Source organism: Paenibacillus sp. FSL R7-277 (assembly GCF_000517965.1).
Taxonomy (GTDB): domain Bacteria; phylum Bacillota; class Bacilli; order Paenibacillales; family Paenibacillaceae; genus Paenibacillus_AQ; species Paenibacillus_AQ silagei.
This window is the reverse complement of record NZ_ASPX01000080.1, coordinates 186,585-210,567: the sequence shown is the minus strand read 5'-3', so window position 1 is coordinate 210,567 and position 23,983 is coordinate 186,585. Positions and strand designations below refer to the sequence as shown.

The window sequence follows — 23,983 nt, the reverse complement described above, 5'->3', positions numbered from 1 at the left end:
CGCTGAATTTAGCCTTACAGGTAGTTATTCCAGCTTGAACTGCCGCAGCTCTTCCTCCAGCCTCTGTGAGATTTCGCTCAGCTCTCTGGACAGTTCAGCTACCTGCTCAATACTGCCGAGCTGCTCCTGTGTATTGGCACTTACCTCTTCAGTGGAGGCAGAATTCTCCTCGGTCGTCGAAGAGATGACCTCAATCGCCTGCAGGATCTCATCCTTGTGCTTGTGGACAATCGATGTGTTATTGCTGATTTGCAGCATCCGAACCTTCAGTTCCTCAAGGTCACTGTTCAGGCTGAAGAAGAGCTGCTTCGCATTCTCTACGGAGTTGGCGTTCTCTTCTGCAATCGTAAGGTTAAGAGTAGTGTGTTCTACGGATAGGTTTGTTTTTTCCTCAATGGCGCTGACCTTCTTGTATATTTCCTCGGTAGCCCGGGCCGTCTGCTCGGCAAGCTTACGCACCTCACCCGCTACCACGGCAAAACCTCTGCCATGTTCACCTGCCCGGGCAGCTTCAATGGAAGCATTAAGAGCGAGCAGATTGGTCTGGGTGGCAATTTGGTTCACTGTGCCTACGATACCCGATATCTCATGACGGCTCAGATCAATATCCTCAATAAGTGATGACATCGCCTTTGTGGATCTGTGATTGTCTTCTGCGGCTTTGGAGAGCTGTTCCACCAAGTCAAGGCCTGAACTGCTGAGCTGCGCTGAGGTCTGTACCATGGTTCCTACAGCCTTGGCTTCACTGGTGATTTCGTCAATTTGATCCGATAATGCACCGGTTTTGTGGAGAATGCTCTCGGATTCAGCGGACTGGTAGTTGGTGGCATTCGCAATTTCATTGATGGCCGTAGCCGTTTCGTTCATAGTTATCGCGGTTTTGGTTGAGATGGCTTGCAGGTTGTGGGAGGACTGGGCCAGCACCTGAGTCGTATTATGGATCACCTGAATCATACCTTGAATCTTCTGGACCATGCCCGCAATGCCATGAGCAATCTGTCCGATTTCATTGCGAGAGGCATCATTGAGCTGAACAGTCAGGTCTCCGTCTGCAATCCGTTTGATAGCGGCCAGCAGTTTTGGAATGGAGCGCAACAGGTAGCGAAGTGTGAGATAACAGATGAACACCAGGACAACAGCGGCGACAGCAAAACCGGTGATGGTCGTCCGGGTGAAGGACGTCAGCTCGCTAAGCGCCTCTTGCCGGGTAATGGTTAAGCCTACAGACCATCGGGTATCCTTGCTGGTGGCATAGCCGATATAACGGGGGTCACCATTATCATCAATGAGCGATACGCCGGATTCGCCGTTAATCATTTTTTTACCGATGGCGCCTAGATCGCCCGGACTCTCTGTGATTTTCTCCTTCAGTACCTTGGCTTCATCCGGGTGATAGAGAATATCGCCAGAGCGGGTAGCCAGAATGGAGAACCCGGTGCTTCCCAAGGAGTAGCTCTGCATGATCTGCGGGATGTCATCGAAAGCAATATCTGCGGCAATGAAGCCGATCATTTGGCTGCTCTCATTCAGAATCGGATAGAAAATGCCCATCAGCATTTTGCCGCTAATGACGTCGGCGTAAGGTTCAGAATAGTAGAGACCCTTGGATTCGGATACAGGCTTGAAGTAGGGGCGGGCGCGGATATCAAAGTCCGATTTAGAGGTCAGACCGTCATTTTGGAGGAAATATCCCTTCCCGGATAACCCGGCCACCCAGGCATCGGCGAAGGAGGGCTCAGACTTTACAATGTCCGCCAGTGTGGCGAGTGCTTCTGCGGCGTGGGGGGAAGTGGTGATTTGCTCTGCTGTTGTGCTCTCAATATATTTTTGGAAAATTGAGTTGGTGGACATTTGTTTGACCAGTGAGCCCTTCTCCTTGAACAGAGCATCGAACTGGCTGACAATTCCCTGCGTTTTGGTCATCAGCATCGACTCTTGCTGGCTTACTAGAATGCTTCGGGTGCTGGAATAGAAGAAGGTACCCAGGATCGAGAAGACGACAAGAATAATGACTAGCAGTACAATGGCCAATGTGTTGGCGATGCTGGTTGAACGGACTGGCCGTTTTTGAATTAGCTGTGACATAGGTCATCTCCCGGATATGTATTAGAGCGAAAGCTCTTAAATAATATGTCGGAATATGGCGGATATTCTTGTAGAGTGAAGTATGTTATTTCACAGAAAAAACCGGCTGGGAAAAGGTTCCAAGCCGGTGAGTAGTCTATTAGGCCGTGCCGGTTAAATGATAGGACATCCGCCGCAATAGTCATAATCCGCTCTGAGTTTATAGGCCAGACAGCAGGTAGCCTTCACAGATATCGTATCGTGCGGAGGGTGGGGGTCTCTCCGGAACTTGGGTGTGATACGGAACGGATTGCTGCGAAGTCCGAATGCCTCCGGCGTCAGCTCCCAGAGTACAGCTTGGAATTGCCTGTGGATCTGGCTGCGGCTGCACTCATTGGAGGCGTCAAGAGCATCCTCTTCGATAAAAGTATACAACTGATTATAGACATGCTTCCACAGCATCACCGCTTTGGTCTGTGAAGCCTCGGCAAGCGCCGCAATAATTGGTCTGACCTCGTTCGTGTAGAACAACCCAAGCTCATCTATGATCTCATTTCCATTCCTGTTCCGGTCATTGATACCCTCCCGGTGGTTATGGATAGGGAAGGCGAATTCGGGATACCCCTCCGTGCGGACGAGCTGCACAGACAGGTTATTTAGTCGCAAGGCATGAGCCAGCGGATCTGCGGCTGTGAGCAGTGAGTATTTGGCTCCGCAGATCCCGGCGATCCATGTGCAGAAAATGGCTGCCGCTATACGTTTATCCTCAGTCCCGAGCATCGAAGCATAAGTGGTAAGCAGATGCTCAGCATGTGCGGGCATACATAATTCTGTCAGTCGTAAAGTAACCACTGCGTTCTCAACAGCTTCAGGGGAGATGAAGTAACGTTCAGCCCTCTGGAGCTCGCCAGTGTTGCCCATCTGAAGCCCCCCTTTATTTGGAGTTGCCTTCAAAGGCTTGAAGCACCGCATCCACCGCATAACGGTTAGCCAGAGGAGACATTCCCAGGTTGAACCAATCCTTGCCGGCCATGGTGTAGACCTGGTTCTTTTTGACCGCAGTCATGTTCTTCCATAATGGACTCTTCAGCAGATCTTCATAGGTTTTCTTCACCCCGGCATCGTCCTCGTTATTCAACTGAAGGAAGATGTGATCGGGATTATACTCCGGCAGCTTCTCCAGTGAGATGGATAAGGAAGGATCTTTAGTCGGGAAATTCGGGATCATCTCCAGCCCAAGCGTAGTGTGAAGGAATTTTCCGCGGTCAATCTGATCCCCGTAAAGAACGAAGCTGCCCGGCATCACCATCATGTACATCACCGTTTCATTACCCACCAGATCATCCAGCTTCTGCTTGGCTTCTGCCTCCTGAGCCTCCAGATCCTTAATTACCTTCTCTGCAAGCTCCGTCTTGCCGAGTACCCCGGCGATATCCTTCAGCTCATCCCGCCAGTCATCGCGCTGCGGCAGCAGAATCGTCGGAGCGATCCCCGACAACTGGTCATAATCCTTAGCCGACCACCATGTAGGGGCGAGGATCAGATCAGGATTGGCAGAGAGAATCATTTCAAAATTCGGAGTTTGGGCTATGCCCATCTTCAGCGTATCCTTGAAGGGCTCCTCTAGATAAGTCGGGAACTCCTCCTGGTAGTTCTGTACAGCAATGGGCGTAACGCCTAACGCTTGTAGAAACTCAGGGTAGACTACGGATAGGCCGACGACTCTGGTCGGATGGGCCGGGATCTTAATCTCGCCCTTCTCACTGCCTACTACCCGGAAATCGGCTTCGGCGTCTGCGGCCACCTTGGCCTGTCCACTGTTGTTGGAGCAAGCCGTCATTAACAATGTTAATACTATCGCCATGCAGAACACCATTCTTTGTCTTATCTGTCGCATATCTTCAATAACCTCCTGAGTATGAATACCTGTCATCTCACCTGAGAGTGAGAATCAATATCACTGTTAGGAGTATAAAACAATCTGAAGGATTCGACTATTGACAATCGCGCCAATATTTCATGTCTGATTACGCCAGAGTGCCAGCGCGGAGTCAAGAACCAACTCCTGGGTGAACGAGCTATACTCTGTCCAAGGGTAGGGAGGGAGGTACTCTATTCGTGAAAACCCTGCGGGATCAGGGGGCAGCAAGGACTCTCTGTCCCGGAATGCAGACCATAAGGCTTGCGAAGCTGCATCCTCATCCACTATGAACAGCAGCTTGTCCGCATCTGACGACCACAGCTCCTCCGGGGTTATTGTCTGATTGCTCAGTCTACGATCCACAACGGACGCCGGAATGAAATTCAGATCATCATAGAATACCTCAGCTAAGCTTCGCGTAGATAGCAAGGTGATGGACTGCCCGGATATGCGGGCAAGGAGCAGCTTGCCCATGGCTGAATCTTGACCTAATTGCGCCCGGATGCTCTTGGCCTTACGCTCATAGTTGTTCAGCCAAGCGGCTGCTTCCGGTGCTCTGCCCACGCATTCTCCAATGAAGTGTAATTGCGTGCGCCAATCCGTCTGGAGCTTAGACACAAAGAACGTGGGGGCAATCGCCTGAAGCTGCGGTAACATCCTCCGGCTGACCGATGGTTCCAGCCCCAGAATATAATCAGGGCGGAGGGAAGCAAGCTGCTGGATGCGGATAGCGTCATCTTGGGCAAGCGGCAGAACCGCATCTGTCTCATATTTACGGCGGTAATATTCTGTCCAGGGATGGTCAGCCGGTGCGGCGCAGGGAATAATATTCAGGGTAAGCAGCGCCCCAATCAGGCTGCCGTGGTAGGCAACGATCTTCAGCTTGGCATTCCGCATGAAGGTCGCCGGAGCTACACCGGTAATTTGCTTGAATTTGCGCCGGAAATAAGGAACGTCCTTGTAACCGACATAAGCGGCGATATCCTTCAATTCATAATTCGTATGCGGCAGCATAAGACTTCTTGCTTGTCTGATCCGGTATTCGGTCAGGTATTCAATCGCGCTGAGACCATATTTCTGCTTGAACAACCGGATGAAATGCCTTACGCTAATGCCCGCTTCCCCAGCCAGCAGGGAGATGGACAGCTCTTCACGGTAATGCTGTTCTATATAGGTCTTGGCGCGTTCCATAATCGTATCGGTATCGCTAGGCTGCAGCTGCCTGGCATCGCTGAGCAGACTGAACAGCAGCTCATAGAATCTGCTCTGGGCAAGAAGCTGCTGTAAGGGGTCTGTACTGCCAAGGGAAGCGGTGATAGCCTCACAGTGTTTGCTGTATGTAACTGAAGAAGACATCGTTGTTTCTCCTTCCAGGGAGAAGGGGAGCGGGGGCTCCGTTGAGCTTATTCGGCCCGGTTGTACAGGCGGATTCTGCTGGCTAAATACATCAAACCGCAGAATGTATATATTCGGTTCGCCCGAACTGTCCAGGCAGGCTTCGATTAATTGCCCCGGCAGGCAGACAAAGGCAGCTCCCGCTCTGAGTTCGCCATACTTGCCGTCCACAGTGATCCAGCCCCGGCCCGAAACTGGAATCAGGAGCAGATGCGATTCAAGGAATTGCAGTCGGAGTGAACACCCTCCCGTGAGACTGCTGTTCTGCTCGCTGCTCCGAAGCCTGAACCACATCTGATCAAGCTGTCCGAAGGCTCCCGCAGGCGGGATTCCATCCTTACTGTTCATTCTTTGCACTCCCGTTCGCTATTGTGCGCTTATTTCTTACATTACTTGAGCATCGTCTGCTTACTGGCCAGTCGTTCGGCAATATCCTCCGCTTGCAGGATAGAGGTATACGGGTCTGAGCTTAGGTATTGATGAATATCCAGCTCATACACCTGGCCGTTACGGACTGCATCCAGTTCGCTCCATATCCCGGGAAGGGTCTCGTCAGATGCGCCTACTGTTTTCATCACCAGCAGATAATCACCTACATACTGCCCGAACACCTCGGAACTGATTTCAATGCTCTCCTTATTCTGATCAAAGAGCTCCGTCTTTACTTTCTCAGCAGGAGTCAGTCCAAGCAGCTCGTAGACGGCCTTGCCGCCCCGGTTTGCACTTTTGCCTACAATGCCCACACTTTTTAACCAGTTAAAATCCGTTATCGTGAAGGTTGCGCCAGCCGGCACAGCAGCCTGTGCTTTGGCACGAGCGGCCTGGGTCCGCTCCCCGAAGGACTTGTTCCACTTCTGAGCTTCTTCCTGACGGTTAAGAATTTCTCCCATTGCGCTGACCTCTGCCTGCATGGAGTCATAATCATCGGCTATGAATACGACAGTAGGGGCGATTCTGGAATAAGCTTCATAAGTCTCCTGGTTCCAGGTGATGATCAGGTCCGGATTAAGCTGAATGATCTTCTCCAAGGATACCTCGTTATGGTTGCCGATATCTTCCACGCCTTCAAGCGGCTTGCGCAGGAATTCCCCGTAGTCCAGCAAACTGCCCGGAACGCCTACCGGCGTCAACCCAACAGCCAGCACATCGCCAATGTTCCAGTCCACAACCACCCGGGAAGGGTGTGCAGGGACCTCCACATCTCCTTTTACAGTTGAGAGAATACGCTTATCCTGTGAATGGTCGGCTGTATTCCCTGGACGGCCGGAATTCTGCTTAGAGCATCCTGTGAGCAATATAGCCATTGCCAGCATACACAATAAGGCTATGTAGTACAAATTGAACCTTTTGATAATGTTCGACCCTCTTTCTTATTGAGAACTATTATCACTATAGAAGGTGGTCTCTATTTACACAATGACCAATCAGGAACATTCGGCATACCTGTTTCGGAACATGGGAGGCATTGCACTGAGAATCATTATCATATACTATGGGGACAGATGATAACGAATCTTGAAGTGTTCAAGCATTGAGACTGGAGTTTTCTTATGAATATAGAGGGGTATATTGAGCTTTGGGATAATCAGGCGGTCCGTCTGCTGGATATCCGTCAATCAGGCATGGAACCGGGAAGGGAATACAGAGAGCAGCGGCTGTCCTCCCATACTTTTATTTTGGTGCAGGGACGGGGCCAGCTGTGGTTGGATGAGACGCCTCATGCATTGGATGGCTGGTATGTATTGCACGGAAGTAAAGGCGCCGTTGTGCGTATGAAGGCTGACACGGGGATTGAGCTGTACTCGATCATGTATATGCTGGTTGAGACTGAGGGGGAGGTGCAGGAACCGCTGAATGAGCAGCTTCCCGGCATAACCTTACAGTGTGAATATGGGTTGAAGCCGCATTATCCGCTCCCGCTACTGGAGCTTGCTTCCAGGCTGTATGAGAAGTGGGGAAATATAGCTTTTCTTGAACGGATTCAAGTCACGGCGATATTCTACCAGTGGCTCTACGAGCTGCTGCAGCAGATGCATCATCAGCAGCAGGAGATCAGCCTCTTTGGTCCTGACCGTACCCGTCTGGCTGTTCGATATATGCAGGATCATTACGGTACCCCCCTGACTGTAGCTCATGTTGCTGCTGTGACCCATTGCAGTCCGAGATTATTAACCAGACTGTTCAAGAGCAAGCTGCAGACAAGCCCCGGGCAGGTACTGGCGCGTATTCGTCTGAATAGAGCCTATGAGCTGCTGCATACGGAAGCAACCTTGCAGGAAATCGGAGAGCGGGTAGGTTATGCCAACGCCTATGCCTTTAGCCGTTTTTTCAAGAAGCACGAGGGTGTATCTCCCGATTATTACAGGCGGCAGATCAGCGATTGTGAAAGAGAAGGCATACAGGACAGGATAACCCTGCAACCGCGCACTATACAGATGGCCCATGAGACCCTTATAGAACAGACAAGAGGGCGTACTTCCCCTATGGCGGGTATCGGGCACAAAAGAAGAAATATACAAACGGTGATGGGTGAGATTACTATTCCGGACAAGCCTGAGCGGGTAGTTATAGATTGGAGCCTGGGAGAAGTGCTGGCTTTGGGTCTGACACCTGTGGGAGCTCCACATACCTTGTTGGACAGCAACCGGCTGCTTGGGCAGTATATAGGTTCTGAGGTACAAGATATCGGCAACCACAACCAGGTATCTATAGAGAAGGTGCTTGAACTTGAACCTGATCTGATCATTACCTGGGACAAGACAGCCTTTGCTTCCTTTGCGAGGATAGCTCCTACAGTAGTCTTTCAGAGTGATCATTTCCGTTCAGCCGGGGAAGGGATCGCCGCCATGGGGCATATTCTGAACCGCACTCAGGAAGCGGCGAAGTGGATTATCGAATATGAGACACGGGCAGCTTATGTGCGGAATGCGATATTGCGGCAATGCCCGGAACGGCGGACGTTCACTGTGATTGACCCGAATTGGAGTCAGGAGATTCGGGTTATAGGCAATGCAGCCACCCGGGGCGGGAGAGCTGCCTATGAAGTGCTGGGGCTGCAGCCGCCATGGAAAGTGTGGCAGGAGCTGTTCGAGCAAGGACATGAGTCGATTTGGATTGATCAGCAGGACATTGCCCAATACACGGAGGATTATCTGCTGGTTCTAAGAAGCAAGCAGAGTGGAAGGGAGGGGCACATGCCGGATATGACTGAACTTCACCGGGCAGCCGGCTGCGGGATCATAGAGCTGCAATGGGAGAACTACTTCTTGTCCGATCCGCTCTCGGCTCTGCTGCAGGCAGAGGAAATGACCAAGCTGATTGCTCAAGCGGATCAAGGATAAATGAAGAGAGTTATACAAGTATGTAAGCTTATTAGTTATAGAGGTGCTTCTATGAAGTGGTCAGAAAGATTTCGGATATGGAATCATGTGCCTGTGAAAGTGTTGGATATCCGTCATGTGATCATGCAGCCGGGAGAGAAGCTTCAGAGCTATACTTTGCCTTCAAGTGCGTTTGTGTTCACGAATCAGGGAGAAGCCAAAGTCATGCTGGACGGTTACGGGAGCGCATCACGCAATCACCAGGTCGTACATGGCGGCAAAGGTGCAGTTCTTCATATCTGCTGCTTGAGCAGTACGTTTGATTATTACCTGATCTTATACAAGCCTTGTCCCGGCAGCCCATTCACAGACCTAGCGGGGGGCAATCACAATCCGTTCCAGCAGCCCTATGTCTTCCAAGGGAGCGATCCCTGGATGATCCTCTCCCTGCAAGAGCGCATGCTTCAGCTTTGGACAAGCGGAGGGGAGCTGGAACGGATGCAGGTGACCGGACTGTTCTATCAGTTCGTGTCTGAACAATTCCGTCAGCTCCAGCTGGCGGGAGAGCAGCAGACGGAACCGGATCTGGCTGAACAGATCGCCCGTTATATCCGGGAATATTATCGCCAGCCCCTCTCTATGACAGCTATGGCTGAGCTGTTCCACTACAGCGCCCATCATTTGGTGAGGGTATTCAAGCGCAGGTATGATTGCAGTCCCATGGAGTATGTGAGCCGGACCCGGATGCTGCAAGCCAGAACCCTGCTGGCAGGGACAGATGCTCCTATCCGCCATGTTGCTGAAAGTGTCGGGTATACGGATTTCTATTACTTCAGCAGACTATTCAAAAAGCTGTACGGAGAGACCCCCGCCCAGTTCAAAATGCACGCACCGTTACACAAAGGTTCAATTCCTACCAATGATATGCCGGAATCGTTCATTGCTCCAGCGAAAGAACAACGCTATATTGATATCAGTGATAATCATTATCAATACAGAGCATGGAGTGTGAATGATTTGAAAGTTAGCCATAAACCCACTTTTGCTGTATCCCTCTTGTTCAGTCTGTCTGTGCTGCTTGCAGCTTGTGGAGGCGGTAATACGAAACCCGAAGCAGCAACAAGAATAGTTACCGATGGCTTCGCCAGACAGGTGGAAATTCCAGTCGAGCCTGGCGCGGTAGTGGCGCTCGCTTATGGCGGTTATATGCTTCCTCTCGGCCTGATGCCGGCGGGTGTCAACCAGGAGACGCTGGATCAATACAAGGAAGAGATGAAGACTGTGGAGAATATAGGGGCAGGAACAGGCAGTGTTGAAGCCATTTCTGCATTGGAGCCAGATCTGATTATCATTCCGGACTATCTTGGTGAAGATGTAATTGAGACCTATGAGAAGATTGCTCCAACCGTAGCCGTCGCCTGGGGCGGTGACCCGGATGTGGTGAATACCTTAAGAACCATGGGCGATATTATGGGCAAGCAAGAGGAAGCGGAGCAATGGATTGCTTCCTTCGACGAGAAGCTGCAGGGCATCCGCGATAACATCAATATCAAAATTGATGAAGGAACTACAGCGATCTCATTCATTATCCGCAACGGAGAAGTGCTGCTCGGAGGGGAAGGAGGTACCTTGGGCAAGCTGATCTATCAGGATTTCGGTTTTGCAATGCCCGAGCAATTCAAGCCCTATGCGGATGGGGGAACGGTACTGTCCATGGAGATGCTGGTAGACAAGCCGGCGGATTACTTTTTTACACAAATGACGGATGAAGAGCTGGCTGCCATGATGGAGCTGTTCAAGGAGCCTGTCTATCAGAGCATCCCTGCGGTGAAGAACAACAGGATTATTAATGTATCCCGTGTGAACTGGAACAACGGCCCTTATACCGTAGACAGAGGCGTTGATGCGTTGATTGAGCAGGTAGCGAAGCTGCAGGAATAGACGGCTGGATCTGAAGCTGCCCCGGAAATGGAGACATCAGACTTTGAATTGATGATTTTTTTGACAAAAGACACTCTCCTCAGAACAATGAGAAGAGTGTCTTTGAGTTACCGGCTTCCCCTCATAACGAATCGGGTTTCTTCTGGCGCAATGAACTCGTGAATGATGTGACGGAAGGATTCGTGATTATCATAGCTGTTGTACATACGCCAGGCCAGTGTGTGGGAGCTGCCAAAAAATAACCGCTCAAACTGGATTTGTCGCCCTCCGAATGCACCCGCTCCGAGTTCCCAAGCAAGCCGGAATAAAGCGTTTCGGAACCACGCCTCCGAAGCCGTACCCTTCAAATACTGACTGAGGTATGCACCAGCGCTTGTATCGAAGTCGGACTCCGAGAGGATCATGATGAGACCGCTTGAACTGAGATGTTGAACCATTTCAATCAGTTCCGGATAAAACTCCGAAAAGTGAACGGACGAAGCCAAAAGTGGACCTTTGTCTGGAACGAGATATCCGAATTTGTCCGGGGAAGCTCCTATTTCAGAAGCAAGTCTTAAGGCTTTGAAGGTCTCCAAATAAGTTATCGTTCTGGAAATAGGCTGAATAGTATGGGGCTCAGGGATAACGTTTTGTTCTTCCGCCAAAGATTCCAGCAACCCGAGAAAGAACTCTGTTTTTGCAATATAGCGGGTGATGATTTGATGGGCCATATGCGTATGGAAGTGACTCTCGCCGAACAATCGGGAACAGTACATTTCATCTCCGTAATAAAATACACGGTCATGAGGGATAAGAACGCGGTCAAATATGACTAGGGTATCCATTTCTTCATATCTTGAGCTTAACGGATGGTCGTAGGCAGATGAGGCTGCGTAGCTTTCACGGCAAAAAAAAGTCATCCCTTGCAGATCATTAGGCACGGCGAAGGCAAACGCGAACGGATTATCATCATCCACAAACGAGGGGGAAGGCGTTGGGAATACAAGCATTTCATCGCATGTAGCCCCTTGTGTTGCCATCATAAAAGCACCGGTTACAATCATCCCTTCAGCATTGATTTCAACGACTTTAGCAGCGATAGAATCCTCTGTAGCATCAATCTGGCCGGATATTTTGCTTGCTTGAGGCTGGATGAAGGCATGGGATAAGGTAATGTCATGATCCCGGCAGTAAGCATAGTACTTCCTGAGGTTCTCAGCATATTTCGGATTCAGCTCCTCAAGGACATCGGCAGCTGTAAACAGAGACATGAGGGCTGTATTCATATAGTCCGGAGAACGTCCTAAAAACCCATGATGGCAGTTGGACCAGAGTTCAATCATTTTTCTGCGGCGCTGTAAATCCTCAGCATTCTTGGGTGGAAGAAAAGATAGACCGACAGGCTCTCCTGTATCGGGTGAAGGGTAGGTCATCTGTGCTAAATAACGCTCATCACACTGCATGTTGTACATTTCGGCTTGGGTTTGTATGAGACCTTGAAATGCGGGATGCTTGGATAAAAGGCCTTCGATCCGTGTTCCTTTGTAAAAAATATTGATATTTTGCCGGTCGATACGTTCGATGTATTGGCTACCTGTTTTAATAGGCACACGGTTCACCTCTTTAAAAGACAGCTTTCACTAAAAAGCCGTGATATTGCTTTTAATATACGTAACCATGATCCGCTTTGTACATTGTCCGTAGATCGTGTGAGAGAGCCCTAATCCATCTGCAATTTCAGTGAGCCCGAATATGTTGTAAAGCATTCTTTTACCGCCTGCTCCAAAAAAGTTATAATTTCGTTAATGCTCCATTCTAGATAGAAAAGGTGAATCACGCTATGAATCCATTTATGAGAAAAGTCAATGTTCCTTACGTCAAATTCCGCAAAGCCAACACCCTCCGAAATGACTCGACCCAGCATGATTGGCAGCACTGGGCGGGCTACCGGGCTCAGATTCAGCAAGTTCTGGAGCAAACGCTGGAACATAACCGCTGCGGGCGCGGGCATATTTTACTGCTCGGGGCCGGGAACGGAAACGATGTGCCCATTTCGTATATCGAGTCTATATTTGAACGGATCACGATCGTCGATATTGATGAAAAAGCGCTGGACCGTTTTCTGGCCAAGTCGGCACACCCGGAAAAATACGAACGGGCAATCATTGATCTGACCGGAGTAGGAACGGAAGTGTCTTCACCGGATGACTTGAAAGCAAAGGTTGACGATTTGCTGCCCAACGTGGATTTTTCGCCGTTGAATCCTCCTTTTGACGTGGTCATGAATTTATGCTTCACGACGCAGCTCATTTCCGCCTTTTTTTACCGGAAGAAAAACAAGGTTGCCCATAAACCGGAATTCAGCGCTCAGCTGGATCGGTTGCTTGAACGGATTCATATCAACATCTTTCAATCTTTGCAGGGCCTCCTGGCACCGGACGGGGTGATTGTCCATTTAACCGATACTCTGCTGCTGCAGCGCATATCAGCAACCGGTTATACCAGCCCGGCTACTGTGAAGACTCTGGAGCTGACGGGAGGAAATCTCCGTGAAAACTTGGACCTGATTTACGGGCATCTGCCGGAGATGGCGCAACAAGGCTTGTGCTTGCCGGGGGCATTTGTCCACGTTCATCCGCAAATTATGCGGTTGTATAAAGTTGAATTAAGGTTTTCGTTGCTGTGGGAGTTCGTCCATGATGAATACGAAGACAGGGATTACTTTGTGAGTGCGTATGTGCTGACCAAACTGTAGTAGAAGGTAGCCGGACCGGTCATAGGTAGAACTGACGAAGGGGAGTGGGGCTGCTAACCCGGAACGTTTGCAAGTTGTTGACAGGAAAGCCCAAAGAGGGCTGGGACAGGTCACTGCCTTTTAACCTGTCCCAGCCCCCAAACCTGTGTCCGACGAAGCTTCTCGGTTCTGATCGGTTGCTTAGCTTTCGATGATAATGCTTTCCAGCTTGAGATTAACCGGGTTTGCGAGCGTATCTCCAACGGGGCATTTGCTTTCCAGGAATCGTACAAATTCTTCAACCTGTTCTTTGGGTGAATCTGTTTTAATACGGAAGGTATACCGAATTTCTGAATAGCCCGGGCGCACCTCCGACTTGTTGAAAAAGCCATCCAGATCAAGATCGCCTTCTACATCCACGAAGAAATCCTTGAGGTTCACGCCGAATTTAGGCGCATACACTCTGGCCACGATAGACTGACATGCTCCCAGCGAGGCCAGCAAAGCTTCGACCGGATTCATACCGGTATCAGTTCCACCCAAGCTTTTGGGCTCGTCAATAATAAATTCAAAGTTTCGGGAGGCTACTTTCACTTGGACTCCGTCTTGCAAATGCGCAGATGCTTTAAAGGTTTGGAGAGCGGTCATTTTAAAAATCTCCTTCTATGGTTAGTTTATAATAAATTAAATCATACTTTTCCGCTGTGATTATTTTAAATTTAACTTGTCATATTGTCAATCCTCAAATTACCAGCTTGTCGATCTCTGGAACAGCGCGCGAAAATGCCGAAAAAGGGCCGTGAGCAGCCTGCCTTCCGGCAACCTGTCACAGCCCCAAAACTCAAGTCCGATGCGGTCAATCGGCTCTTACTCGGCTCCTGTAGCCACCGGGTTATCTTCATAGCTGATCCAGTCACTCCAGCTCCCAGCATACAGCCGAACATTCTTGAATCCGGCCTTCTCCAGCGCCAGTACATTCGGGCAGGCTGTTACACCGGAGCCGCAGTAGACGATGATCTCACGGTCTTTGTCCAGTCCGGCAAAATGTTCTTCAAGCTGCTCCGCACTCCTCCAGCTACCGTCGAGATTTTGCGTGTCTTTCCAGAAGTAGTTGACCGCACCAGGGATATGCCCGCCGACCGGGTCCAGGGTCTCATTCTGGCCGTGATAGCGGTCATTGGCCCGGGAATCGATCAGCACGGGAAGAGCAGGCACGGCAGACGCAACGTTGACGTCACTCTCAGACTCAGCGCCAGCATTACTAACTGTCTTCTCCGATACCTCGCGCACCTCCTCAACTCCCGCCAGCATCTGCGGCTGAACATTAGCTGTAAAGGTACTAGGCACCCGCACCGGCTGATGATCCGTCACCGGATATTTACCCTCTTTCCACTGACTGAAGCCGCCCTCCAGAATGAATACCTGCTCATGCCCCAGGTAACGCAGCAGCCACCACAGACGGGCGGCGTTCATGCCGTTCTCATCGTCGTAGGCGACAATACGAGTATCATTACCGATTCCGAGCTTGCTGAGCCGTGCAGCCAGCACTTCAGGGTCAGGCAGGGGATGGCGACCGCCATGCTCGCTCACCGGAGAGGACAGATCCAGTTTCAGATCCAGATAGATCGCGCCCGGAATATGCTCTTGTTCATAGCTGTCTCGGCCGGCCTTAGGCTGGCCTAATGTGAACCGGCAGTCTACGATGGTCTGTTCCGGCTCGTAGAGTCTGGCGAGCAGCCAGCGTTTGCTAACGGTTGCGTCCATATGTATCCCATCCTTTGCTTGTATTGTATGGATTACATTATAGCGGATAATCAGGCATTCCGCATATTATTGAAGTGGTGCAAGCATAGGCTTATCAGGTCAGGAGTGATCGTGATAGTGAGCGGGCTGCTATTCTGTACAGTTTTACCAGAAACAAAAAAAGCTCAGGACTCGCCTGAGCAATGAAATGAAGTTAACTAAGGACGGGACCGATGATGTTCCAGTCTCCGAATGGATATACCTGATCAAACACTATGAATCCGGCTGCATCCCGGGCTACTGCGTATAGCGAGATGTCGTTCACGAATCCGGGAGCACCAGGTGAAGAAACGGTGATACTGTAATTGGCCACTGTCGTTGGTATGATGAGCGTAACCACACCATTTGGAGCGGCAATCCCGAACGTTGTTGTGAAATTCAGAGTTTCAGCTATCCCCTCCGGGCCGGAATCTGCGACACTGTAAGCATTGACTACAATAGGTTCCAGCCTTGCAACGGTTGTGTTGGTGATTCGAAGCTCGACGAATTGCGATATTACTGTTCCGGTAGGCTCAAGGTTGGGCACTGCACCGATAGTATAAATTGGCATTTGGAAGTCCTCCTTTTCTCTTGATACAGTAATATATGTAAATCTGATAGTTTGTTTTGTATAATTGTCTTTTGCAGCTAAAAAAGGCGACTGGATCAGAGGCTAGCGAACCGCCCCAATCCTAGTAGATTTGACATAGCCGTACCCGGATTCTACAATTGCTTCTGAACCTAATAGAAAGGGGCATAAGCCTACGGAAGCTATAGTGAGTCAGGTCTGGCCTGAATGGAAGGGCACGCTGCGCAAGCGGAGCGGAGGATGGAATAATACAACGTATTTCGTGGAGAGCGGGGAACGCCGCGCTGTGCTGCGTATCTATGACACCCATAAGGACAGGAACAAAATAGAATTTGAACATACGGTGCTGCTGAAGCTGGCCGCTGCGGGTCTGCCGTTCAGTACACCTCTTCCGATCCGTACTGCCAGTGGAGAGACCTTGGTTCAACTTGAAGAGAGCGGGAAATTCGCTTGCTTGTTTGCTTATATTGAAGGGGAATCCCCGTCCGGGCAAGCTGCGGATTACTATGAGTCTTTTGGAGAAGCGGCAGGCATCTTGTCCGCTGCACTGGCTGAGATAGATACGGGCATCCCGTCCGTATACCGTCCATACTACGAGCTGCGGACCTCCTATCCGCTATGCACCCGTGAAGCGCTGCATGATCTGGTGACGGACCCGCCCGAGTCTCTGAAGGAGCTGCTGCCGGAGCTGACCCTATTAGTGGATGCCTACGACAATGTGGCTGACTCGCTGGAACAGCTTCAGAGCCTGCCGCATCAGCTGGTGCACGGCGATCTGAATGCTTCCAACCTGCTGGTGGATGGAGCGGATACCGCCCGGGTGACGGCACTGCTGGATTTTGAATTTTGCACAAGGGATGTACGGGTTATGGATGCTGCTGTGATTCTGTCGGCCTTGCTCAGTCATGAGGACTCGGAGCGGATTATCCGTGATTTCTGGCGGGGTTATAACCGCAGGGTTACGCTGACTCCTGAGGAACTGGCGGCGATTCCGGTGCTCATGCTCCTGCGCAAGATAGACGTATTCCTGCATTTCGCCACCCGTTACTGGGAAGGGACCGATGAGGAGAATGTCCTGCAACAGCAGGTCCGTGAGCTGGCGGCAGAGGTAGCTGCGATGTAGGCGGGAAGCTGCATGGAACTTGCACCGCCTTCAAGCTTCCCTACAGGAAAAGCTGCTGATTATGTATTCTTTTCATGAGCTCTCTGCCGGATCGGACGACTTCAGGCTGATGATTGTGAGTACCCCAGCAGATATCGCCGAGGGCCATTTTGATGCAGCATATTTGTATTTCAGCAGACTGGTCCTTAAGCACTTCAAGTCCATACCCTGCAAAATAGGCATCTCTGGCAGATGGATGATCTATGAAATATCTGGCGAACAGAATGGAGAAGTTGTCCACAGCCAGCCCCCACAGCATATTCTCGAAGTCTATCATTCCTGTCAAAAAACCCTGCTCATCCACCAGCCAGTTGCCTGGTGTGGAGTCCCAGCTAATAGGCACAGGTCTGCTATGCCGGAATACATGAACGTTCTGAAGTGCCCAATCGGTTAAAGAGATTTCAGAAGATTGCAGCAGATTTTCCTCCATACATCGCGCTGTAACTTCCCTAATGGAACTAGAAACATAATTTACCGGGTCCTCATTATGGGATAACTCGATTGGATTTCCATTTATATCAGGGCGGCCGAACCAATCGCCAATCTGTGAATCATGCAGTACTTTTGTTAATTCACCTGCCTTACGGTAAGCGGCTTCCACAGCCAGGGGACTTAGTTCAGTATCCCTCATGATTAATCCATCCATGGATGTAATTAATATAGCCTGCCAGCCCTCCCCCTCGTAAGCAGCTATTAACTCAGGTACATACGGTTTCAACTGACCTATCCAGTGACGGTATGCATAAACCTCAGGATGCCATCTCTGTTTGCGGCTGTAGGTTTTTAAGTAATAACATTTAGAGTCCTGATCGGATTGCAGCTTCCAGACCCCGGTTCTCACACTATTCAGTCTGTAGTTTCTCAAGACCTGAAAGCTGCCAATGTCGGACTGAACCTGCTCATACAACGCTGTTGGATGGATATCCAGTGGCTTCATATTCTGTTGGTCCTCCTCGCGGAATGCTAGTTTTCACAGTATATACTGCCGGCCCGGTGATCTGGTCTGAAGATACTATTGAATTTGATTAGCTAAGTCTATAAAGGCGGAGACCTCTAATTTATTAGTGTGGATCGGATCTAGATTTCCGTTGATATAATATACAAATCGCGCCAAAAATCCGTTCTCCCCCTCCCACCAGATGGATTGAGTAGTTTCGTCTTCGTCATAGTATGCTTCTTTTCCATTATCAAGTTCTAAGCGTTGCTTGCCTTGGGTGGAAATTTTCTCTGGTGCACTCATAACCTTGCTCAGGATGTATCTTATTTCTTGCAGGGTCTGCTTGTTTTTATAATGAAAAACATACTGTTGTAGCACATACGGGTTATCAACTGCGATTTCAGTACGAACTTCATTGATCTCAAACGGAAAAAGATGTGGTTCATTGAAGCTGTAATTCATGTTTATGATTCGCTCTCCGGTTGGGTTGCTACATCCACTCATCAGAAAAATAGATACCAGAATGGAAAAGCAAATACTCCGCATGATCTCACCCCCTATAACTTTAACGAAAAAGGAATCATTTAGTTGTGCTAAAAAGTACGTTGATCATGATAATCCAATACTAAACAGGGCACTCTCCGGCTGGGCGATACCAGAGGGTGCCCTGTTTCACGTGCCTATTCTGTTAGATTAAGCGGTAGCCTGGAGGAAGTTCCCCGCTGCTGCGGATACGGCGGATCTGGTCCAGCGTCAGTCTCTGGTTGGTAGAGATGATCGATTCTACGTCATTGCCGGAGATGAAGTCATCCAGATCACGGATACTGTGGTTGCCGCGAAGCACGCGGAAGCTGCCTCTGAACCGGGTTCTGCTGAACAGGACGAGCGTAGCATTGCTACTGGTGGAGAAGAAGCGGAGGCTTTCGATGCCATCCAGAATATTGTCCGTATCGCGGATACCGAGATTGCCTCTGTAGATTCTGCTTCTTCCCCGGAAGTTTTCTTCGCTGTACACCGTTAGTCTTGGATAAGTCTGAGAGATATGAACCTCTTTATTCATGTGTATTCCTCCTTGGAGCGGTTTTTGGCAAAAGCAGCACGTACTGCCAGCTGCAATACTATTCTATGTATGCTGATAGAGATTGGTATGGTTAGAACCCCTGCACGGATAGCCTGTTTACATAGTGCTTCAGGAAATTTTTCACAAACCTGCTTTACAAATCGAAATACCTAGTGTACTATTTAACTAACACACCAATACAACGTTGAAAATACACATGTTCCAGCTCAGCAACAACCCGTGGAATTAATACTCCACCTATACCGATCCGCACAAGGAGGCTGTCATGAATACAACTGCTCATTATGCTCAGGGGCCGTCTGGCCCGGCGCAAGAACAAACCGTATTGGAAATGCAAGGCGTCAGTAAAGTTATAAAAGGGAAGGCCATTGTAGATAATCTAAGCTTCAAGATTCAGAAGGGAGAGATCGTCGGGCTGCTGGGACCGAATGGCGCCGGCAAAACGACCACCATCCGGATGATGACCGGACTGATCCGCATGAGCGGAGGGGATGTTCTGATTCATGGACATAGCATCCGGAAGGAATTCAAGCAGGCGATCTCACAGATCGGGGCGATCATTGAGAATCCTGAGTTCTATCCGCATATGACCGGGTACGACAACCTGCTGCAATATTTACGTATGAGTGATGGAGCCGGGGTATCACGGATCAAGGAGGTCGTGGAGCTTGTGGGGCTGCAGGAGGCGATGAACAAGAAGGTTCGGGCCTACTCCCTCGGTATGCGCCAGCGTCTGGGGATTGCTCAGGCCTTGCTCCACTCGCCGAAGCTGCTCATTCTGGATGAGCCGACTAACGGGCTGGACCCCGCCGGCATCCGGGAGATGCGCGACTATATGCGCAGAATAGCAGAGGTAGAGGGCATTGCCATTCTAATCTCCAGTCATATGCTGGCCGAGATTGAACAGATCTGTCACCGCGCGGTGGTCATTCAGAACGGGAAGCTTGTAACGGTGACACAGCTTACGGAAGTACCGGAGGCACGTAGTGAGGTAGCGCTTGCCATCCGTGTAGACAAGATTGAAGCTGCACGGACTGTGGCCGGAGCCTTGCAGGGTGTCAAGGTCACTGGAGCGGATGAAGCCCATTCCGAGCTGCATGTACAGCTGCCGGATGGAGCCGTACCGGAGCTGGTGGCGGCACTTAGCGAAGCCAAGGTCGGGATATACCGGATTACTGAGAATAGACAAAGTCTGGAAGAGGATTTCCTGAAATGGACAGGGGGCAACCGCATTGCGTAAATTTAATCTGCTTGTGCTGAATGAATGGCTCAAAATATCGAAGAAACGCAGCAATATCATTCCTTATGTCATCCTGCTGATACTGTCGCTGGCTGTGGGCTATATGACTCGTACATTTGCCGCAGATATGTATGCTTCAGCGGCAGATTTTACAGCGGATTCCCTGCAGCCCAGAGGCATTGGCCAGCTTCTGGCCATTCTGGTGATCGTCGGGACGGCGGGGATTGTATCCAGGGAATACAGCCAGGGGACGATCAAATTTCTGCTGATCCGTGCCCGCAGCCGCACGGCGATTCTGGCCTCCAAATATGTAACTGTACTGCTCTATACACTTAGCATGCAGGTAGTTGCGACGGTGGGGCTTTTCCTCTCAGGAGCGGTATTCTTCGGACTCAGCGGAGGGGAAGCGGGAATCGGTGAGATCCTAACCTCGCTGCTGTATTCAACTGTGTACTGCACCGTCTACGCTACGATCGGCTTCATGCTAGGGATTCTAACGAAATCGACTGGCGTAACCATTGGAGCAACCATCTTCGCCACCACCATCGACAAGCTGGTCATTTCCCGTGAGTTCTACAAATATGTACTGTTCCCTAATCTTAATCTCGCAGCCTACAAGGATGGCGGTGCACCGATGCAGGGAATGACACTAACCTTCTCCATTATCCTGCTGTGCATCTACATGACGCTGTTCCTGCTTGCAGGCTTCGCCGTCTTCAGACGCAGGGATGTTGCTTGATGGGGATCGAATTCGATAATAACCAGCCGATTTATCTCCAGATCATGAATTACATCAAGGGAGAGATTATCACCGGTAAACTGAAGCCTGGAGATAAGATCCCCTCTGTCCGTGAATTGGCCGCTGAACTGCAGATTAACCCGAATACCGTGCAAAGAACTTTTCAGGAACTGGAGCGTGAGACCATCGTGGAGACCCGCCGCGGCATGGGCAGATATGTGACCGGAAGCGAAGAGACGATTCTGACCGTCAAGAAGGAGATGGCGCAGGATGTGCTGGACCGTTTTATCCGCGGAATGCAGGAGCTCGGCTTCCAGGGCGAAGATATACTAACTGCAGTAGCAGAGAACATTCACCAGCGGAACCAAGAACAGGGGGAGTAAGAAGAGTGGACGATATACTTAACATTCAGAATGTAAGCAAACAGTTCGGCCCTAGACAGGCGCTGAACCAGGTCTCCTTCAAGCTGGGCAGCGGCACCATCACCGGCCTTCTGGGAAGTAACGGCAGCGGCAAAAGCACGCTCATGAAGCTGATCGCCGGACTCGCCTGGCCCGCCTCGGGCCGGATCTCAGTCCTCGGGATGCCTGTGGGCGTAGAGAGCAAGAAGCTCGTCTCCTTCATGCCGGATGTGCCGGTAACGGAGTCGTGGATGAATATCGGGGATGCGCTGAGATTCCAGCAGGATTTCTACCCGGATTTCGATCAGGCCAAGGCACTGCGGATGCTGGATTTCATGAAGCTGCGTACAGCGGATAAGGTGCGGACGTTATCCAAAGGGATGAACGAACGCCTGCAGCTGACATTAGCGCTCTCCCGCCGGGCCAGATTATACCTGCTCGATGAGCCGATTGGAGGCGTTGATCCGGTGGCACGGACCAAGATTCTGAATGCGCTGATGGAGTTCTATGAGGAGGACAGCAGTATTCTGCTCTCTACTCATCTGGTGACGGATATCGAACGGATCTTTGATGAGGTGATTTTCCTGAAGGAGGGGGAGATTGTGCTGCATCGTCCGGTGGAGGAGCTTAGACAAGAGCATGGGAAGAGTGTAGATGAGCTGTTCAGAGAGGTGTTTGCCGAATGCTGAAGCTATTAAAATATGATCTTAAACGCCGACAAGAACGCATTCTCGTCTTCATCGTCATTGCGTTGCTCGCTCAGGCCGGACTGTGGATCTCCAGTGCAAAGATAGACACGGGCTTGGCTTCCCTGAATCTGGTTATTTACTGCATCCTGGCCATCGCGATGATATTTATAGCGGTCACCGGATATTTCCGTAATCTTAAATCCTATCAGCGGCGGCTTCTGCCGGTTACAGCACTGCAGACGGTCCTGACTCCCATGCTGCTGGCGCTGCTGTTGATTGGGGTGGTCATCCTCCTCGGCCTGGCCCATCTGGGAATCCTCAAGCTGCTGAACACGGTGGATTTACTGCCCGGCAATCTATGGACGGTTGGCTTCCGGGCATTGCTTCAATCGATCTGGTCTACCTTATTTCTAATGGTGATGGTGATGTTCTCCTTTACAGTAGCCTATAGTCTGCGTATGAAGTGGAGAGTATGGCTTGGCATCGGCCTTCTGGTCCTGCTGCAGAACGGAATAGGTTATCTGGAGAAGCTGCTCTTTGACACCTACTTCATTGGTCTGGATATTGCCTTTAACTTCGAGATTTACACTGGAGAGCCCCAATCCGGCAGTGAATTTATTATACCATACCTTCCGGTTGATCTAAGGGCGCTGCTGTTTGAAGTGGCGGTGGTCTGCCTGATGATCTATGGAATGGTGGCGCTGGTGAAGAGAAGAATCGAAGTATAAAGCGAAGTGTAGCAGAGGGATAGCGCATCGTTCATAGTTCACGCAAGCAAGGCTCCTAATCAGCCTTGCTTGCGTTTGTGTGCATTATTGGGGATAGGATGGACTATAAGCCTTGCGCGCTTCTTCCGCTGGTCCAGAGCTCCAGCTCCCGCAGCAGCTGTTCTTCCTCTTCTTCCTGCAGGTCCAGTCTTACCCCGTACTGGTATTGCCCCAGACCGAACATCCAGCCCCAACGGACACTGCCTTCGTACTGCAGCTTCTCTTCCGCCAGCTGAAAATGAATAATCAGCTTCGTATCCCCTGCGGTGAAGCGGAGGTTCAGCGACGTGCGGACCTTGCAGCCGGAGCGGCTAAGGTCAAGCAGAATACCTTCAGTCAATTTTCCCGCTCCCGGTCCCGAATTACTGGCGGGAATCTCAAGCCAGCAATCGATGGGCTGGTTCATTACATATCGGAATGGTTCTTTTCTGCTGGAGTCATCCATCATTTACCTCCGCTATTTTATTTGCTATTATATCGAAACGGCTACACTTGGACAATCTCCTAAAGTAGTATATTTAAAGAATTATATAGTATCTGTTATACCATACCTTTGCTCCAATACCCAGATAAAGAGGTGCTTAAACTATGTATCAATACCATAATGAAACCTTTAATGAGCATAATTTTGATTACGCAGCATTGCAGGATGGAGAAATAAACGGCTGCACCTTTGAGCGCTGCTCCTTTCGGGGAGCTTCTATGGAAGAGATGACCTCCACCGGCTGCCGGTTTGTAGATTGCGATTTCACCGGTGCCCTGCTGAATGCTTCGCTGCACACGGATGGCGCATTCACCAACTGCAAGTTCACCGGAGCGAATCTGTTCGTGGCGAAGTTCGAGAACTGCAAGATGGTCGGATCGGATTTCGCCAATGCCTATATGGACGGAATCACACTTAGCGGAGGGGACTGGGCCTATACGAATCTGCGCCATCTGAATCTCAGCAGGCAGGATCTGCGGGGCATCCGGTTCACCGAGGCAGACATGCAGGGCTGCGATTTGCAAAAGGCGGATTTGCGCGGGGCGGATTTAAGCCGGGTGCAGCTTGCGCAGTGCAAGCTTACAGGGGCCGATCTGCGTGACGCCAAGCTGGAGGGGATTGACCTGAAGAGCCTGGAGCTCAAAGGAGTGCGGCTGGATGTGGAGCAGGCCGTGCTGCTGGCCCGTTCTATGGGAGCGAAGGTAGGGTAACTACTCAAGAAAAAACGGCTGTGTGCCGGAAGCTGTATTATATTTCTG

General features: G+C 50.5%; 23 protein-coding genes. 10 read left to right on the top strand and 13 right to left on the bottom strand.

Annotated features, from left to right (window positions below; genetic code table 11):
• Nucleotides 1-24: 24 nt before the first annotated feature.
• The 5 genes from C173_RS23025 to C173_RS23005 form a co-directional block, all read right to left on the bottom strand.
• Complete coding sequence (locus C173_RS23025) at nucleotides 25-2,085, bottom strand: methyl-accepting chemotaxis protein (RefSeq protein WP_036728994.1); 2,061 nt, start codon at nucleotides 2,083-2,085, stop codon at nucleotides 25-27.
• 153 nt (nucleotides 2,086-2,238) lie between these two features.
• Complete coding sequence (locus tag C173_RS23020) at nucleotides 2,239-2,985, bottom strand: (2Fe-2S)-binding protein (protein WP_036728991.1); 747 nt, start codon at nucleotides 2,983-2,985, stop codon at nucleotides 2,239-2,241.
• A gap of 13 nt (nucleotides 2,986-2,998) precedes the next feature.
• Nucleotides 2,999-3,961 (bottom strand): ABC transporter substrate-binding protein, encoded by a 963-nt coding sequence (locus C173_RS23015; RefSeq protein ID WP_162174712.1) that lies wholly within the window; start codon nucleotides 3,959-3,961, stop codon nucleotides 2,999-3,001.
• Nucleotides 3,962-4,081: 120 nt separating this feature from the next.
• Complete coding sequence (locus C173_RS23010) at nucleotides 4,082-5,728, bottom strand: AraC family transcriptional regulator (protein WP_036728988.1); 1,647 nt, start codon at nucleotides 5,726-5,728, stop codon at nucleotides 4,082-4,084.
• Between the two features lie 41 nt (nucleotides 5,729-5,769).
• The gene (locus C173_RS23005; RefSeq protein ID WP_235191991.1) at nucleotides 5,770-6,684 is read right to left on the bottom strand and encodes an ABC transporter substrate-binding protein; all 915 of its coding nucleotides are present in this window, start codon (nucleotides 6,682-6,684) and stop codon (nucleotides 5,770-5,772) included.
• A 246-nt stretch (nucleotides 6,685-6,930) separates the two neighbouring features.
• Here C173_RS23005 and C173_RS23000 point away from each other — a divergent pair, with 246 nt between their 5' ends.
• On the top strand, nucleotides 6,931-8,721 hold the full coding sequence (locus tag C173_RS23000) for an AraC family transcriptional regulator (protein ID WP_036728981.1): 1,791 nt from the start codon (nucleotides 6,931-6,933) through the stop codon (nucleotides 8,719-8,721).
• Nucleotides 8,722-8,772: 51 nt separating this feature from the next.
• Complete coding sequence (locus tag C173_RS22995; RefSeq protein ID WP_036728978.1) at nucleotides 8,773-10,641, top strand: AraC family transcriptional regulator; 1,869 nt, start codon at nucleotides 8,773-8,775, stop codon at nucleotides 10,639-10,641.
• Nucleotides 10,642-10,748: 107 nt separating this feature from the next.
• On the opposite strand, the gene C173_RS22990 is transcribed toward C173_RS22995, so the two are convergent.
• On the bottom strand, nucleotides 10,749-12,230 hold the full coding sequence (locus C173_RS22990) for a 4-hydroxyphenylacetate 3-hydroxylase family protein (RefSeq protein ID WP_036728974.1): 1,482 nt from the start codon (nucleotides 12,228-12,230) through the stop codon (nucleotides 10,749-10,751).
• Nucleotides 12,231-12,472: 242 nt separating this feature from the next.
• Here C173_RS22990 and C173_RS22985 point away from each other — a divergent pair, with 242 nt between their 5' ends.
• Complete coding sequence (locus tag C173_RS22985) at nucleotides 12,473-13,375, top strand: hypothetical protein (protein WP_235191990.1); 903 nt, start codon at nucleotides 12,473-12,475, stop codon at nucleotides 13,373-13,375.
• Between the two features lie 180 nt (nucleotides 13,376-13,555).
• On the opposite strand, the gene C173_RS22980 is transcribed toward C173_RS22985, so the two are convergent.
• From C173_RS22980 to C173_RS22970, 3 genes are all read right to left on the bottom strand, one after another.
• Nucleotides 13,556-14,002 carry an OsmC family protein gene (locus tag C173_RS22980; RefSeq protein WP_036728968.1) on the bottom strand — a complete coding sequence of 149 codons (447 nt, stop codon included), beginning with the start codon at nucleotides 14,000-14,002 and terminating at the stop codon, nucleotides 13,556-13,558.
• Nucleotides 14,003-14,221: 219 nt separating this feature from the next.
• Nucleotides 14,222-15,118, bottom strand: a complete 897-nt coding sequence (locus tag C173_RS22975) for a sulfurtransferase (RefSeq protein WP_036728965.1) — start codon at nucleotides 15,116-15,118, stop codon at nucleotides 14,222-14,224.
• A gap of 193 nt (nucleotides 15,119-15,311) precedes the next feature.
• Complete coding sequence (locus C173_RS22970) at nucleotides 15,312-15,707, bottom strand: hypothetical protein (RefSeq protein ID WP_036728963.1); 396 nt, start codon at nucleotides 15,705-15,707, stop codon at nucleotides 15,312-15,314.
• Between the two features lie 205 nt (nucleotides 15,708-15,912).
• On the opposite strand from C173_RS22970, the gene C173_RS22965 reads away from it, so the two are divergent.
• Entirely contained in the window at nucleotides 15,913-16,848 is a 936-nt protein-coding gene (locus C173_RS22965; RefSeq protein WP_235191989.1) for a phosphotransferase, read from the top strand.
• A 40-nt stretch (nucleotides 16,849-16,888) separates the two neighbouring features.
• Here C173_RS22965 and C173_RS22960 read toward each other — a convergent pair whose 3' ends face one another.
• From C173_RS22960 to C173_RS22950, 3 genes are all read right to left on the bottom strand, one after another.
• Nucleotides 16,889-17,824 (bottom strand): aminoglycoside phosphotransferase family protein, encoded by a 936-nt coding sequence (locus tag C173_RS22960; protein ID WP_036728960.1) that lies wholly within the window; start codon nucleotides 17,822-17,824, stop codon nucleotides 16,889-16,891.
• 75 nt (nucleotides 17,825-17,899) lie between these two features.
• Nucleotides 17,900-18,286 carry a hypothetical protein gene (locus tag C173_RS22955; RefSeq protein WP_155991614.1) on the bottom strand — a complete coding sequence of 129 codons (387 nt, stop codon included), beginning with the start codon at nucleotides 18,284-18,286 and terminating at the stop codon, nucleotides 17,900-17,902.
• A 226-nt stretch (nucleotides 18,287-18,512) separates the two neighbouring features.
• Nucleotides 18,513-18,884, bottom strand: a complete 372-nt coding sequence (locus C173_RS22950) for a hypothetical protein (protein WP_036728954.1) — start codon at nucleotides 18,882-18,884, stop codon at nucleotides 18,513-18,515.
• A gap of 286 nt (nucleotides 18,885-19,170) precedes the next feature.
• Between C173_RS22950 and C173_RS22945 the strand changes: the two genes are divergently transcribed.
• From C173_RS22945 to C173_RS22925, 5 genes are read left to right on the top strand one after another with little or no spacing between them, the layout of a single operon-like run.
• The gene (locus tag C173_RS22945) at nucleotides 19,171-20,145 is read left to right on the top strand and encodes an ABC transporter ATP-binding protein (RefSeq protein ID WP_036728951.1); all 975 of its coding nucleotides are present in this window, start codon (nucleotides 19,171-19,173) and stop codon (nucleotides 20,143-20,145) included.
• Entirely contained in the window at nucleotides 20,138-20,884 is a 747-nt protein-coding gene (locus C173_RS22940) for an ABC transporter permease (protein ID WP_036728948.1), read from the top strand. Before C173_RS22945 ends, C173_RS22940 begins: the two co-directional genes overlap by 8 nt.
• Entirely contained in the window at nucleotides 20,884-21,267 is a 384-nt protein-coding gene (locus tag C173_RS22935; protein WP_036728944.1) for a GntR family transcriptional regulator, read from the top strand. Before C173_RS22940 ends, C173_RS22935 begins: the two co-directional genes overlap by 1 nt.
• A gap of 5 nt (nucleotides 21,268-21,272) precedes the next feature.
• Entirely contained in the window at nucleotides 21,273-21,974 is a 702-nt protein-coding gene (locus tag C173_RS22930; RefSeq protein WP_036728940.1) for an ABC transporter ATP-binding protein, read from the top strand.
• Nucleotides 21,968-22,702: a hypothetical protein gene (locus tag C173_RS22925; RefSeq protein ID WP_036728937.1), complete on the top strand. Its 735-nt coding sequence runs from the start codon at nucleotides 21,968-21,970 to the stop codon at nucleotides 22,700-22,702. The genes C173_RS22930 and C173_RS22925 overlap by 7 nt, the downstream gene beginning before the upstream one ends.
• Before the next feature lie 103 nt (nucleotides 22,703-22,805).
• Here C173_RS22925 and C173_RS22920 read toward each other — a convergent pair whose 3' ends face one another.
• Nucleotides 22,806-23,147, bottom strand: a complete 342-nt coding sequence (locus C173_RS22920) for a PilZ domain-containing protein (protein WP_235191988.1) — start codon at nucleotides 23,145-23,147, stop codon at nucleotides 22,806-22,808.
• 182 nt (nucleotides 23,148-23,329) lie between these two features.
• Between C173_RS22920 and C173_RS22915 the strand changes: the two genes are divergently transcribed.
• Nucleotides 23,330-23,935 carry a pentapeptide repeat-containing protein gene (locus tag C173_RS22915; protein WP_036728930.1) on the top strand — a complete coding sequence of 202 codons (606 nt, stop codon included), beginning with the start codon at nucleotides 23,330-23,332 and terminating at the stop codon, nucleotides 23,933-23,935.
• The last annotated feature ends 48 nt before the right edge of the window (nucleotides 23,936-23,983 follow it).

What these genes read in the sequence shown, in the direction of transcription:
- C173_RS22995 (WP_036728978.1), top strand. Translation starts at nt 8,773, where the DNA reads ATGAAGTGGTCAGAAAGATTTCGGATATGGAATCATGTGCCTGTGAAA.
- C173_RS23020 (WP_036728991.1), bottom strand. Translation starts at nt 2,985, where the DNA reads ATGGGCAACACTGGCGAGCTCCAGAGGGCTGAACGTTACTTCATCTCC.
- C173_RS23005 (WP_235191991.1), bottom strand. Translation starts at nt 6,684, where the DNA reads ATGGCTATATTGCTCACAGGATGCTCTAAGCAGAATTCCGGCCGTCCA.
- C173_RS23000 (WP_036728981.1), top strand. Translation starts at nt 6,931, where the DNA reads ATGAATATAGAGGGGTATATTGAGCTTTGGGATAATCAGGCGGTCCGT.
- C173_RS23010 (WP_036728988.1), bottom strand. Translation starts at nt 5,728, where the DNA reads ATGAACAGTAAGGATGGAATCCCGCCTGCGGGAGCCTTCGGACAGCTT.
- C173_RS22970 (WP_036728963.1), bottom strand. Translation starts at nt 15,707, where the DNA reads ATGCCAATTTATACTATCGGTGCAGTGCCCAACCTTGAGCCTACCGGA.
- C173_RS22925 (WP_036728937.1), top strand. Translation starts at nt 21,968, where the DNA reads ATGCTGAAGCTATTAAAATATGATCTTAAACGCCGACAAGAACGCATT.
- C173_RS22945 (WP_036728951.1), top strand. Translation starts at nt 19,171, where the DNA reads ATGAATACAACTGCTCATTATGCTCAGGGGCCGTCTGGCCCGGCGCAA.
- C173_RS22960 (WP_036728960.1), bottom strand. Translation starts at nt 17,824, where the DNA reads ATGAAGCCACTGGATATCCATCCAACAGCGTTGTATGAGCAGGTTCAG.
- C173_RS22985 (WP_235191990.1), top strand. Translation starts at nt 12,473, where the DNA reads ATGAGAAAAGTCAATGTTCCTTACGTCAAATTCCGCAAAGCCAACACC.
- C173_RS23025 (WP_036728994.1), bottom strand. Translation starts at nt 2,085, where the DNA reads ATGTCACAGCTAATTCAAAAACGGCCAGTCCGTTCAACCAGCATCGCC.
- C173_RS22975 (WP_036728965.1), bottom strand. Translation starts at nt 15,118, where the DNA reads ATGGACGCAACCGTTAGCAAACGCTGGCTGCTCGCCAGACTCTACGAG.
- C173_RS23015 (WP_162174712.1), bottom strand. Translation starts at nt 3,961, where the DNA reads ATGCGACAGATAAGACAAAGAATGGTGTTCTGCATGGCGATAGTATTA.
- C173_RS22950 (WP_036728954.1), bottom strand. Translation starts at nt 18,884, where the DNA reads ATGAATAAAGAGGTTCATATCTCTCAGACTTATCCAAGACTAACGGTG.
- C173_RS22920 (WP_235191988.1), bottom strand. Translation starts at nt 23,147, where the DNA reads ATGAACCAGCCCATCGATTGCTGGCTTGAGATTCCCGCCAGTAATTCG.
- C173_RS22915 (WP_036728930.1), top strand. Translation starts at nt 23,330, where the DNA reads ATGTATCAATACCATAATGAAACCTTTAATGAGCATAATTTTGATTAC.
- C173_RS22955 (WP_155991614.1), bottom strand. Translation starts at nt 18,286, where the DNA reads ATGAATTACAGCTTCAATGAACCACATCTTTTTCCGTTTGAGATCAAT.
- C173_RS22980 (WP_036728968.1), bottom strand. Translation starts at nt 14,002, where the DNA reads ATGACCGCTCTCCAAACCTTTAAAGCATCTGCGCATTTGCAAGACGGA.
- C173_RS22935 (WP_036728944.1), top strand. Translation starts at nt 20,884, where the DNA reads ATGGGGATCGAATTCGATAATAACCAGCCGATTTATCTCCAGATCATG.